The sequence below is a fragment of the Marinomonas ostreistagni genome (assembly GCF_016461785.1).
Taxonomy (GTDB): domain Bacteria; phylum Pseudomonadota; class Gammaproteobacteria; order Pseudomonadales; family Marinomonadaceae; genus Marinomonas; species Marinomonas ostreistagni_A.
Window position 1 is genome coordinate 234,714 of the sequence record NZ_JAEMUH010000003.1, and the last position, 12,965, is coordinate 247,678.

A 12,965-nucleotide genomic window follows, 5' to 3' on the forward strand; every position below is an offset into this window, starting at 1 on the left:
TCATATTCGAGGCCATTTTTATTGGTAGATAATCGTTATGCCTGGCTGGTTTTCTTACGAAAGTTACTGGGTGCTACGCCAAAGTAGTCTTTGAAACAGTTACTAAAATGGCTGGAGCTAACAAAGCCGCTGGCAATGGCGACTTCAATAATTGGCTTGTTGGTCTGCTGTAGCAAACGACGTGCGTAAGTGATGCGCAGCTCAAGGTAATAACGCGATGGGCTGGTTTCTAAATGGTTCTGAAACAAGCGCTCAAGCTGACGACGTGAAACGCTAGCGTAATGTAACAGCTCTTCAAGGGTTAAAGGCTCTTCGATATTACTGCGCATCAGTTCTAGCACTTTCTTGAGTGCGTCTGGGTATTGAGCCTCATCGGTCGGTTGTGGGATCGGTGTAATAGGACTCTCTGCAAGCTGATCACAGGTCAAGATCTCTTTCACCGCTCGTGCAATACGATTTCCCTGCATGTCTTCGACCAAAGAAAGCATCATTCCTAGAGCGCTTACTGGTCCTGAACAGCTTAAAATCGACCCATCAATGATGGACGTTTCTTTGGCAATGGTGGTGTCTTGGAAATGTTCTTTCACGTATGGATGATTATCAGGGTGAACGGCGATTCGTCGTCCTTGCGTTAAACCTGCGTGAGCTAGGGCAATGGAACCATTCCACAATCCGCCCAAGTACGCGTCATTTTTTTGATGGCTTTTAAGGTACTCTGTTAACGCAGGTTGCTCTGCCAATTGGCAGCGGTAACCGCCACAAACGATTAGCACATCAAATAATGGGCTTGGTGTGTTAAGTCTTTCTTCAATACTGCTTCCTGTCGCAATCTCAATCCCCAAATCACTAGTAACAGACGAACCTGTTAGGCTTAAGGTCGCGTAGTCAAACAGCTTCTCCGTTTGTACTAAATTCGCCGTCACCAAGGCATCGACAGCACCTGTGAACGCCACCATAGAGAAATGCTCAAGCAGTACAAAGCCAATCATGATCGGTGCTTTATCCTGATCAGGCGTAATCACGTGAGCATGATTGTGGTCAGCATGAGAAGGGCTAAAGTGCTTTTTTTGAACAGATTGCGTCATGGTTAGCGAGGGTTCCTATGAGAATAGTATTGCAGCAATTGTGCAAGTGTATGTGAAAGCAGAAGCTAAGGTAAGGCTCAAATGCATATAGCGATAAAAAATAGCTGGCTCAAGGACGCTCAAATTCACCACATTTATGTCGTTTTACGACGTTTATTTTAGGTGTCGTAAATGACCATCTATTTGACGCAATCAAAAAAGTTACAGTTCAGGGGGTTTCATAGTATAGGTGATGTAGGTTGATTTTTCTGGTTTGGCAGGAGTGCTTCAATGTCTCCTTATTCACTACTGGTCTTCCGCTGGTTCTTTCTGTTGTAAGTCACTCAAGCATTGTGTCAATGCACGTGAGTTACGTTGAAGTGATGACTGCCTTCCGCTTTCCAGAATCAACTGAACATAAGTTTCATACGATCAACGCAGTGACAGAGCAAGTAAACGCGCTTTGCGCCGACTACCCAGTCTATCGCTAGTATTACCACTTTGTAATGCAGTCCCAAGTAGGTCTGCCATGATAAGGAGCTGACACAATGCAGCAGTATTCCGGATTTGGCTTGTTAAAGCACAGTCTAAGCCATCATGAAAATTGGCAACGGGTTTGGCGCAACCCGACACCGAAGAAAAAGTACGATGTCATCATCGTCGGCGGCGGTGGTCACGGTCTTGCCACAGCTTATTATCTTGCAAAAGAGCACAACATCACGAATGTTGCGGTGATCGAGAAAGGCTACTTAGGTGGCGGTAATACAGCACGTAATACGACGATCGTTCGTTCTAACTACCTTTGGGATGAAGCCGCTCACCTATACGAGCATGCGATGAAGTTGTGGGAAGGCCTATCTCAAGATTTGAACTACAACGTCATGTTTTCACAACGTGGCTGTTTGAACTTAGGTCACACTCTGCAAGACATGCGCGACATCGAACGTCGAGTTAATGCGAACCGTCTAAATGGTATCGACGGTGAAGTATTGGATGCGAAGCAAGTCAATGAGATCGTGCCGATCCTTGATTGCTCTTCAAATGCTCGTTACCCAGTGATGGGCGCCTCTTGGCAACCTCGCGCGGGTGTCGCTCGTCACGATGCTGTAGCTTGGGGCTTTGCTCGTGGTGCTGATATGCGCGGAGTAGATTTAATCCAGCAAACAGAAGTGGTCGATTTCATTATTGAAGATGGCACAGTTGTAGGGGTTAAAACAGACCGTTACGGTGATATCAAAGCCGATCGCGTAGGTTGTGTCACAGCAGGTCACTCAGGTGTGATGGCCGCTAAAGCGGGTTTCGAATTACCGCTGGAATCTCACCCACTACAAGCGTTGGTATCTGAGCCAATCAAACCAATCCTAGACACAGTTGTCATGTCTAACCACGTACATGGTTACGCATCTCAGTCTGACAAAGGGGACTTGGTAATCGGTGCGGGTATTGATGGTTACACAGGTTACGGTCAACGCGGATCTTACTCGACGATCGAACACACAATCCAAGCGATTGTTGAAATGTTCCCGATCTTTAGCCGTGTGCGCATGAACCGTCAATGGGGCGGTATCGTGGATACGTGTCCTGATGCTTGTCCGATTATTTCGGAAACCCCAGTGAAAAATCTTTTCTTCAACTGTGGTTGGGGTACCGGTGGTTTTAAAGCCACACCAGGGTCAGGCAACGTCTTTGCAGCGTCTCTTGCGAAAGGCGAAATGCACGAATTGGCGAAGCCATTCTCTATGTTCCGATTCCACAACGGCGCGCTTATCGATGAGCACGGCGCTGCTGGCGTAGCACACTAACGGGAGAGTTATTACATGTTTCTTATTTATTGCCCGCATTGTGGTGAGCACCGTGAAGAAGAAGAGTTTCACAATCATGGTCAGGCGCACATCGCCCGTCCACTAGACCCTGATTCTTGTACTGATGAAGAATGGGGTAACTACATGTTCTTCCGTAAGAACCCGAAAGGCCTGCATCATGAACTGTGGGTTCATGCGGCTGGCTGCCGTAAGTTTTTCAACGTTACTCGTCACACAGCAACGTATGAAATTAAAGAAGTCTACAAAATCGGCGAGCAGCCAAAAGTGGTTGAGTAAAGGGAGCGGATCATGTCTCAAAAAAATCGTCTACAAAGCGGTGGCCGAATTGACCGTTCTAAGCCACTTACTTTTACCTATAACGGTAAGCAGTTCGAAGGTTTCGCTGGTGACACACTAGCGTCTGCATTGCTAGCAAACGGTGTAGATATTATCGGTCGTAGTTTCAAATACAGCCGTCCACGCGGTATCGTTGCAGCCGGCGCAGAAGAGCCTAACGCAATTATGCAACTGGGCGCGACGGAAGCCACTCAAGTACCGAACGTACGTGCGACTCAACAAGAATTGTTCTCAGGTCTAGTATCTGGTTCAACCAACGGTTGGCCGAACGTTGAAATGGATTTGATGGGTCTTGTCGGTAAGATCGGTGGCAAGATGATGCCTCCAGGTTTCTACTACAAAACCTTCATGTACCCACAATCTATGTGGGAAACCTATGAAAAAGTGATTCGTCAGGCGGCGGGTCTCGGTCGTTCTCCTAAAGAATACGATCCAGACATCTACGATAAGATGAACCAGCACTGTGATGTGATGGTTGTCGGTGCAGGTCCTGCCGGTCTAATGGCTGCCTTGGCGGCGGCACGTGGTGGCGCTCGCGTTATCATCGCTGATGAGCAAAACGAGTTCGGAGGCAGTCTACTAAGCAGCAAAGAAACGGTTGACGGTAAAGCGGGCTCAGCATGGGTGGCGAGTGTCACGAAAGAGCTAGAAGCAAACGAAAACGTTTTGGTTCTTCCACGTTCTACTGTGAACGGTTACCACGACCACAACTTCCTAACAATCCACCAGCGTATGACGGAACACCTAGCGGACCGTGCGCCGAATGGTCAAGTACGCGCTCGTTACCACCGTGTGCGTGCGAAATGGGTGGTTCTAGCAACCGGTGCTCATGAACGTCCATTGGTGTTTGCAAACAACGACGTACCAGGTGTCATGGTTGCAAATGCGGTATCTACTTACATTAACCGTTACGGCGTTGTGCCAGGTAATGAGTTGGTGCTGATGACAACCAATGACAATGCTTACCATACGGCATTGGACTGGCATGATGCGGGTCGCAAGGTGCAAGCCATTGTGGATACTCGTAAGAACCCAACTGGTCCTCTAGTGGATGCAGCGCGTGAACGTGGTATTACTGTGATGGCAGGCTCTGCTGTGATTGATGTTCAAGGCAGCAAACGTGTATCAGGTGTATCGGTTGCCTCCATCAGTGAAGACGGTTCAAAAGTGACTAGCTCTGCTAAGAAGCTAAGCGCAGACACTGTTGCTTCTTCAGGTGGTTGGAGCCCAGTTGTGCACCTATCTTGTCACACGGGTTCTCGCCCAGTTTGGGATGACTCTGCGATAGGTTTTGTGCCAGGCAAAACCGTGCAGCAGCAATTGACTGCTGGTGCCATCAACGGACATTACACAACAGCTGACGCCTTGTCTGAAGGTCTGCAAGCTGGTCAAGACGCGTTAGAAAAGCTTGGCCTAGCAAAAGCTGAAGTGGCATTGCCTGAGTCTGCACAAGTGTCTGAATCAAAAGCCATGGCGCTTTACCATATTCCACACACTAAACCGACATCACAAGCGCCTAAGCAGTTTGTTGATTACCAAAACGATGTGACTGCAGCGGGCATCGAGCTTGCGTGTCGCGAAGGCTTTGAGTCGATCGAGCACGTGAAACGTTACACGGCGATGGGCTTTGGTACTGACCAAGGTAAGTTGGGTAACATCAACGGTATGGCAATCGCAGCCAGTGCATTGAAGCAAACTATTCCAGATACCGGAACAACTATCTTCCGCCCTAACTACACGCCGATCACATTCGGTGCGATCGTTGGTCGTGACTGCAAAGAGTTGTTCGATCCTGAGCGTTACAGCGCGATGCATAAGTGGCACTTAGAGCATGGCGCTAAGTTCGAGGATGTGGGTCAATGGAAACGTCCTTGGTACTTCCCGAAAGCGGGTGAGTCAATGCAAGAAGCCTTGAACCGTGAGTGTCTAGCGACACGCGAATCGGTTGGTATTTTGGACGCTTCTACACTGGGTAAAATCGACATCCAAGGTAAAGACGCACGTGAATTCCTAGGTCGTGTTTACTCAAATGCATGGGCGAAATTGCCAGTCGGTAAATGTCGTTACGGCTTAATGCTGAAAGAAGACGGCATGGTATTCGACGATGGTGTGACATCTTGTCTTGGTGAAAACCACTTCTTGATGACGACGACTACCGGCGGTGCAGCAGGCGTTCTAACTTGGTTAGAGCTTTACCATCAAACAGAGTGGCCGGAGCTAGAGGTGTACTTCACTTCTGTTACGGATCATTGGGCGACAATGACGATTTCTGGTCCGAACAGCCGTAAGCTTCTAGAAGAGCTAACGGATGCGGATGTTTCTAAAGAAAGCTTTGGCTTTATGGATTGGAAACCGATGACAGTAGCAGGCGTTCCTGCTCGCGTGTTCCGAATCTCGTTCACAGGTGAGTTGTCTTTCGAGATCAACGTCCAAGCGAACTACGGTCTACATGTTTGGGAAAAACTGTTTGAACATGGCGCGAAATACGATTTAACACCTTACGGTACTGAAACCATGCACATCCTTCGTGCGGAGAAAGGTTTCATCATCGCAGGTCAAGATACTGACGGCTCTGTTCACCCTTACGATTTAGGTATGGGGTGGGCGGTTTCCATGAACAAACCATTCAGCTTCATCGGTAAGCGTGGCATGAAGCGTGAAGACTGTGTCCGTGCTGATCGTAAGCAATTGGTTGGTCTGAAAACAGTGGATCCGAACATCGTCTTGCCAGAAGGTGCACAGGGTGTATTCGATCCGACCGCTCCAATTCCAATGCCGATGGTGGGTCACGTAACGTCTAGCTACTGGTCTGCTAACTTAGGCCGCTCGATTGCGATGGGCTTTGTAAAAGGCGGTTTAGAAAAAATGGGCGAAAAAGTGTACTACCCATTAGTTGATGGCCGTGTGGTCGAAGCCGAAATTTGTAGCCCAATTTTCCTAGATCCAAAAGGGGAGCGTCAAAATGTCTGATGTAAAAAATGAAACAGCAACGGTATCAGTCATGAACCAGCTACCTGATGCATCCATTGTGGGTCAATCACCGTTGTTTCACGCTGATTTAGCAACCGTCGCTAAGAAAGGCCCAAACACTGGTGGTGTTAGCTTCAAAGAAGAAGCGCTGCTTGGACACATTACACTGCGTATGAATGCTGACAACGCAGAGCAAATGTCTGTGGTTGAGAAAGTGTTGGGTGTGGCTTTGCCAACCCAACCGCTGACGTCCGTTAGCCAAGGTGATGTGGTAGTACGTTGGATTTCTCCAGACGAATGGTTGATCACAGTGCCAGGTCTGCAGGCTTTTGACATCGAAACCGCGTTCCAGCAGAACATGTCTGGCCACTACCAGGTGGTTAACGTGAGTGGTGGTCAGACACTGGTGACTTTGTCTGGTAAGCATGCAAAAGATGTCATCAAAAAATCTTCGCCGATCGATCTTCACCCAAGTGAATTTCCAGTAGGTAAGGTTGTCACGTCTGTTTTTGCGAAAAGTTCTGCTGTGATTCGCCGTTCAGGTGAGGAGACGTTTGAGTTAGTGATTCGTCGTAGCTTCTCTGACTACCTATGGTTATGGATTCAAGATGCTAGCCGTGAATACGGTTTAGTGGTTGAAGCGTAATTCCTTCCCTTCCATGCCAGCCGATTCGACATGCGGGTCGGCTGCTTCTAAAGAGAACATCCTATGAAAGCAACAACAAAACCATGGATCTTTACTGCAAACTGCCCAAGTGTGATTGGTACCGTTGATGTGGTCACTCGTTTCATGGCGGAAGCTGGGAACTATGTGGAAGAGATTCACTCGTTCGATGATCGCGAAGCGAATCGCTTTTTCATTCGAGTAGAGTTTTTCCCGCAATCAGCGGATTTTGCTCCAGAAGAGTTTACCGCGGAGTTTTCTGCACGTGCTAAGCAGTTCGAAATGGAATGGGAGTTGACGGCACCGAATCATCGTCCACGCGTAGCGATTATGGTGTCTAAATACGACCACTGTCTGAATGACTTATTGTACCGTTACCGTACAGGGCAACTAAACATCGAAGTCCCCGTGATCATTTCCAATCACCCAGATCTAGAGTCGTTGGCGCAGTGGCACAACATTCCTTACTACCATTTACCCATTACGGCCGATACCAAGCCTGAACAAGAGGCTAAGGTGCGTGAGCTAATCGAAGAATATGATGCTGAGCTAGTGGTGTTAGCTCGTTATATGCAGGTACTTTCATCGGAGATGTGTCAGTACCTAGACGGTCGCGCGATCAATATTCACCACTCATTGTTGCCTGGTTTCAAAGGCGCTCGCCCTTATCACCAAGCATGGGAGAAAGGCGTGAAGATGGTGGGTGCTACGGCTCACTATGTAAACGATGACCTTGATGAAGGTCCAATCATCGCCCAAGGGATCCAAACAGTGGATCATGCGCATTATCCAGAAGATTTGGTCGCAAAAGGGCAAGATATCGAACGTATAACATTGTTTAATGCGATCAAATGCCACGTTGAAAAACGTGTCTTCTTGAATGGCAAGCGAACGGTTGTTTTTGGGCGATAGATACAAACTTGGATAGCGCTTTGGCGCTATCCAACTTCTAATTTCCACTCTGCAAACCCTTCCCGTGCTCGCTCATACCAGTTTTGCGACTTGCGAAACTGAATAAGGCGTACAAATACTTGTAATTACATCAAAAAATCTGTATTTGTTTCTTATTGTTAATCTTGTTTCCAATTGGAAACTTTCTGGAGGCGTTATGTCTATCAGCGTATTTGATCTTTTTAAAATTGGCATTGGTCCTTCTAGCTCGCATACCGTGGGCCCTATGGCCGCTGCTGCCGATTTTGCCCAAACGTTGTTAGAGCGAAAACTCACGGAAGGCACCGCTCGCGTATTGGTAGAGCTATATGGCTCATTAAGCGCGACTGGAAAAGGGCATGGCACAGACCATGCCGTCATCATGGGATTGATGGGCGAGCGACCACACAGCATTAACCCTGACTGTGTGACAGCGCGCATAGAAGCATTAATGAGTAGCCAGCGTTTAGTGTTGGCATCTGAACACAATATTGAGTTCATTTGGGAGCGTGACATGCTCCTTTTAGAAGAATCATTACCATATCATCCCAATGCCATGCGTCTAACGGCGTTTGACAGTGCTGGGACTAACCTCTATCAAAATACCTATTACTCAATTGGTGGTGGTTTTGTCATTGATGAGTCAGAAGCTACCGCCGATGCGACCTTGGTGCCACAGGTCGATGTGCCTTATGACTTCAATACAGCCGTTGAATTGTTGCAAATGTGTCGGGACAACAAGCTTCGAATCAGTGAACTGATGATGGAGAACGAAAAGGTTTTTCGTTCTGAGCAAGAAGTGCGTGACGGCCTGATGGATATTTGGGGGGCGATGAAAGACTGCATTGCGAACGGCCTGCATAAAGAAGGCATATTGCCTGGCGGCTTGAATGTCCGCCGCCGTGCCATGAGCTTGCATAAATCCCTGATCCGTGCCACTCGTCCTAATATTATCAGCTCTACCTTAAGTGCTATGGATTGGGTCAACTTGTACGCTCTAGCCGTGAACGAAGAGAATGCCGGTGGTGGTCGAATGGTCACAGCGCCAACTAACGGAGCGGCGGGTATCATCCCTGCGGTACTCATGTACTACATGGAGTTTGTACCAAATCCAACGGAAGAGAATGTGGTTGACTTCTTACTGGCTGCGGCAGCCATTGGTGTACTTTGTAAGAAAAATGCCTCCATCTCAGGGGCAGAAGTAGGTTGCCAAGGGGAAGTAGGCTCTGCTTGCTCTATGGCAGCGGCAGGGCTTTGCGAAGTCATGGGCGGTACACCGCAACAAGTTGAGAATGCTGCTGAAATCGGCCTTGAGCATAACCTTGGATTAACCTGTGACCCAGTCGGCGGCTTAGTTCAAGTACCGTGTATCGAGCGTAATGCGATTGCTGCGATGAAAGCAATCAATGCGACGCAGATGGCGTTGCGTGGCGATGGCGAACACTTTATTTCCCTAGATAAAGTGATTCGTACCATGCGTGATACGGGCAAGGATATGCAAGATAAATACAAAGAAACCTCACGAGGAGGTTTGGCGGTGAACGCCATCGAGTGCTAATCCTCTGACAGGGATTAAAAAGCCTTGTAGCACGGTGTGCTACAAGGCTTTTCTGATTGGGTGCCAGTATAAATTGGTCTGCGTTACAAAGACTTATTTGCCAAACGCTCAAGGGCGTCCAACAACCACTCCTTTTCAGAGTCGTCTTTTAGACACTTGGCCATTTCATTTTCGTAGCAGCTCACGCGTTCAACAGCGTTAGCAAAGAAGCGATTGCCTTCTTCGGTCATAAACAGCGCATAAGATCGACGATCGTTTACTGCAGGTCGGCGCTCTAGTAGGTTTTTATTTTCCAGCTTATCTACCGCGGCAACCATAGCAGATCGGTCATTGCCTAATGCTTGAGCAACAGCTGTTTGGGTCAAACCGGGATTACGATCCACAATCGCGAGTACTGCAAACAGTCCAGGGCTGATGCCTAGATCCTCACAAACCTCACCAAATTTAGCGAAAAAGTTCATTTGGGCACGACGTAAACGGTAACCTAGAAATTCGCCTAGTACACCAAAATCGATTTCTTGTTCAGACTTTTTGGAGCGGTCGTCTTGCATGTGTTGATTTCCTAGCATGAAAAATTTAAGCGCGACATTGTATAACAATCTCTCAGGTTGGTGAAACTTATAACAATTGTTGATCTTATCAATTTTTGAAAAATCGGGGTCTCATAGACCCCTTAATAAACGCGTTACATAAAGACTCTTAGACTTTCGTTATGGTTAGCCGATGGCGTGGACTAGCCATAATGTGATACTTGGGAACATAACTAACAAAGCAACACGTACGAAGTCCGATAGTAAAAATGGCACGACCCCTTTGAAACACTCTTTTAGCGGCAGCGACTGGTCAAAGGACTTAATAATGAAAATGTTCATGCCCACTGGTGGTGTAATCAGACCGACTTCCACTACCACTAGAGCAATGATTCCGAACCAAATCCCCAAGTCCGCTGTCGGAATGCCAAAATCCATCGCCATAATGATCGGAAAATAAATCGGAATGGTCAGCAGGATCATGGCCAAACTGTCCAAGAAACATCCCATAATGAGATAAGTAATCAGCATGATCACCAAAATGGTATAGGCTGAAAGACCAGAGTTGGTCAGTACTTCGACACCGATTTCTGGCAGCTTGGAAAGGGCGATAAACACGCTGAATAAGTCGGCCCCTAAGACAATGAAGAAAATCATTGCAGAGGATACGGCAGTACGAATCAAGCTGGCCAGTAACCCTTCCATTCTCATTTTGCCATGAGTAATGGCTAAGATGGCTGTTAGCACAACACCGACAGAGGCGGCTTCAGTAGGCGTGAAGATACCGAAGTAAATTCCCCCTAATACGATTAAGAAGATCAAAGTGATGTGCCATACATCACGAGTGGATTGAAGCTTTTGTAGCCAAGTTGTTGCCTCACCACGGGGGCCAGAGTTCGGGTAAAGGCGAACATAAATGGCAATGGTGATCATGTAGCCAGCTGCAGCCAGAAAGCCTGGAATAAACGCTGCAATAAACATTTTTGAAATGTTTTGCTCTGTGAGTACGGCAAAAATGATGAGAACCATCGAAGGCGGGATCAAGATCCCTAAGGTTCCCCCAGCGGCCAGCGCCCCAGCAGCCAGACTGCCAGAGTAATTAAGGCGGCGCATCTCAGGTAACGCCACTTTGCCCATGGTGGAAGCCGTCGCAAGAGAAGACCCACAAATAGCGCCAAACGCGGCACAGCCAGCGACAGCAGCCATAGCAATACCGCCCTTTTGGCGACCCACCCAAGTATTACAGGTGCGGAACAACTCGGTGGTAATACCGGATCGAGTAGCGAGTTCCCCCATTAATAAGAAGAGTGGTACAACGGATAAATCATAAGTCGAGAACTTGGCGACGGGAGCTGTGCCGAGGTATTCCAGCAAAGCTGGCAACCCACCAATGACGACATAACCGATGGAGCCACACACCATCATAGCAAGAGCGATGGGAATTCGAATGCTCATCAGGATTAATAGAATCCCCATCATTAGAAACGCGAGTTGTACATTACTCATTCTGTTCTCCTACAGGGCTGCACATAAGTCGCTGGAGACCACATAAGGTGCAGACACTAAAACAGATCACTCCGACTACATAGACCCACCACATTGGGAGTTCTAGGATCATGGTTTGCTCATAGTAGTCTTTGGATTCAAGGCCGCTTAATACCATGCGGTAGGCAAAAGCTGCGCTTACGAACGTAAAAATGAGATGACCTAATTGATCTAATAGATGCAGTGTTTTCGGGCGGCAGTGTGCCGTGAACAAATCTACGATGATATGGCCCTTACGCAAATAACATTCAGGTAAGAAAAGGAACACGGCCATAGCGAGCCCCACTTCAGTTAGCTCGTAGTCACCTTCTACTGATTGGCCAAAAAAAGTCCTGCCGATGATGCTGGCGACCGTAATGATCGCCAAGCACAGCATGATAAGACCCCCGAGTAGGGCAAAGCTCATCGAGACACGCTTTAACCCAACTTCAACAACATTCACAATGGATAGCTTCATGCTAAATCACCGACCAATGGTTACATTGACTCGTATTTCTTAATCAAGCTTTCCGCTTTTTTAAGTAAACGTTCCGCTTCATAATCGTCGTCGTTCATGTCTTCAAGCCATTCTTCACGAACGGGAGCTAGTTTCGCTTTCCAAGAGTCATATTCCGCTCCTTCGATGTAATCGAAGCTATTGCCTTGTTTCACGGCGTAGGAGCGAGCGTGCTGTTCATAGTTGTCAAACAGGGTTCCAATATGGCCGGCTAGAGCGACACCAGAATTATCGTCGATGACTTTTTGTAGATCCGCAGGCAGGTCGGCATACACGTCTTTATTCATAGCAAAAATAAAGAACTGAGTATAAAGACCACGATCGCCTTTAATTTCAGTATGGTGTTTAACCAGTTCATAGATCTTAGTGGGTAAGACTACTTCGTATGGAAGTACGGCGACATCAAGCACGCCTTTTGAAATAGCACTGGCCATTTCTGTTACAGGCATAAAGATGGTGTTGGCTCCGAATTCTTTGAAGCCTTCGGACATGATTTTATTTGGCGCACGTACTTTTAAGCCATCTAGGTCAGCGCCAGTTTTGATCGCCTTTTCGCGTGAGTGGAAAGACCCTGGTGCGTGGGTATGCATAGCGAGTAGATGAACATCTTTCATTTCATCTTGCATCTCAGTTTCAGCGTACTCTTGCAGTGCCATTGAAGTTGCTTTCGCATTGCTAGGCATGAAAGGTAGCTCAAATACGGTGGCTTTTGGAAATCTACCTGGTGTGTAACCGCCTACAGTCCAAGTGATGTCTGAAATGCCTTTACGAACTTGATCAAACAATTGAGGTGGCTTACCGCCGAGTTGCATAGCTGGGTACAGCTCGATATCAATACGCCCATTTGATTCCGCTTCCACTTTTTCGGCCCAAGGCTCTAAAAACTTGGAATGCGCCATCGACATAGGCGGCAGCATATGGTGCAGTTTCAGAGTGAACTCAGCTTCTGCCATGGCATTGACAGATAACACTGCACCCGCAACCAACGCTAGCCCTTTGCGTCCAAGATATTTCATTTTCCACCTCACATTGTTTTTTTTATACGTGTT

Annotated in this window: 12 protein-coding genes; 7 read left to right on the plus strand and 5 right to left on the minus strand. The window is 47.6% G+C overall.

From position 1 onward, the window contains the following. Nucleotides 1–35 precede the first annotated feature (35 nt). The gene (locus JHD44_RS04230; protein WP_199461387.1) at nt 36–1,085 is read right to left on the minus strand and encodes a GlxA family transcriptional regulator; all 1,050 of its coding nucleotides are present in this window, start codon (nt 1,083–1,085) and stop codon (nt 36–38) included. Between the two features lie 239 nt (nt 1,086–1,324). Here JHD44_RS04230 and JHD44_RS04235 point away from each other — a divergent pair, with 239 nt between their 5' ends. The 7 genes from JHD44_RS04235 to JHD44_RS04265 all read left to right on the plus strand — a co-directional run bounded on the left by JHD44_RS04235 (nt 1,325) and on the right by JHD44_RS04265 (nt 9,345). Next, the gene (locus tag JHD44_RS04235; protein WP_199461389.1) at nt 1,325–1,555 is read left to right on the plus strand and encodes a hypothetical protein; all 231 of its coding nucleotides are present in this window, start codon (nt 1,325–1,327) and stop codon (nt 1,553–1,555) included. Nucleotides 1,556–1,612: 57 nt separating this feature from the next. Further along, nucleotides 1,613–2,866 carry a sarcosine oxidase subunit beta family protein gene (locus JHD44_RS04240; protein ID WP_199461391.1) on the plus strand — a complete coding sequence of 418 codons (1,254 nt, stop codon included), beginning with the start codon at nt 1,613–1,615 and terminating at the stop codon, nt 2,864–2,866. A gap of 15 nt (nt 2,867–2,881) precedes the next feature. Further along, nucleotides 2,882–3,163: a sarcosine oxidase subunit delta gene (locus tag JHD44_RS04245; RefSeq protein WP_199461393.1), complete on the plus strand. Its 282-nt coding sequence runs from the start codon at nt 2,882–2,884 to the stop codon at nt 3,161–3,163. Nucleotides 3,164–3,175: 12 nt separating this feature from the next. Next, nucleotides 3,176–6,193 (plus strand): sarcosine oxidase subunit alpha, encoded by a 3,018-nt coding sequence (locus JHD44_RS04250; RefSeq protein WP_199461395.1) that lies wholly within the window; start codon nt 3,176–3,178, stop codon nt 6,191–6,193. Then, nucleotides 6,186–6,839 carry a sarcosine oxidase subunit gamma gene (locus tag JHD44_RS04255; protein ID WP_199461397.1) on the plus strand — a complete coding sequence of 218 codons (654 nt, stop codon included), beginning with the start codon at nt 6,186–6,188 and terminating at the stop codon, nt 6,837–6,839. Before JHD44_RS04250 ends, JHD44_RS04255 begins: the two co-directional genes overlap by 8 nt. 63 nt (nt 6,840–6,902) lie before the next feature. Further along, nucleotides 6,903–7,769 carry a formyltetrahydrofolate deformylase gene (purU, locus tag JHD44_RS04260; RefSeq protein ID WP_199461399.1) on the plus strand — a complete coding sequence of 289 codons (867 nt, stop codon included), beginning with the start codon at nt 6,903–6,905 and terminating at the stop codon, nt 7,767–7,769. 196 nt (nt 7,770–7,965) lie between these two features. Next, nucleotides 7,966–9,345, plus strand: coding sequence for an L-serine ammonia-lyase (locus JHD44_RS04265; protein WP_199461401.1), 1,380 nt, complete (start codon nt 7,966–7,968; stop codon nt 9,343–9,345). 83 nt (nt 9,346–9,428) lie between these two features. Here the strand turns inward: JHD44_RS04265 and JHD44_RS04270 are convergent, their stop codons facing one another. From JHD44_RS04270 to JHD44_RS04285, 4 genes are all read right to left on the minus strand, one after another. Beyond that, nucleotides 9,429–9,896, minus strand: coding sequence for a MarR family winged helix-turn-helix transcriptional regulator (locus tag JHD44_RS04270; protein WP_199461403.1), 468 nt, complete (start codon nt 9,894–9,896; stop codon nt 9,429–9,431). A gap of 165 nt (nt 9,897–10,061) precedes the next feature. Then, nucleotides 10,062–11,381, minus strand: a complete 1,320-nt coding sequence (locus JHD44_RS04275; protein WP_199461405.1) for a TRAP transporter large permease — start codon at nt 11,379–11,381, stop codon at nt 10,062–10,064. After that, a complete protein-coding gene (locus JHD44_RS04280; protein WP_199461407.1) occupies nt 11,374–11,877 on the minus strand; it encodes a TRAP transporter small permease in 504 nt (167 codons plus the stop codon). The genes JHD44_RS04275 and JHD44_RS04280 overlap by 8 nt, the downstream gene beginning before the upstream one ends. A 20-nt stretch (nt 11,878–11,897) precedes the next feature. Beyond that, complete coding sequence (locus JHD44_RS04285; RefSeq protein ID WP_199461409.1) at nt 11,898–12,932, minus strand: TRAP transporter substrate-binding protein; 1,035 nt, start codon at nt 12,930–12,932, stop codon at nt 11,898–11,900. Between the last annotated feature and the right edge of the window lie 33 nt (nt 12,933–12,965).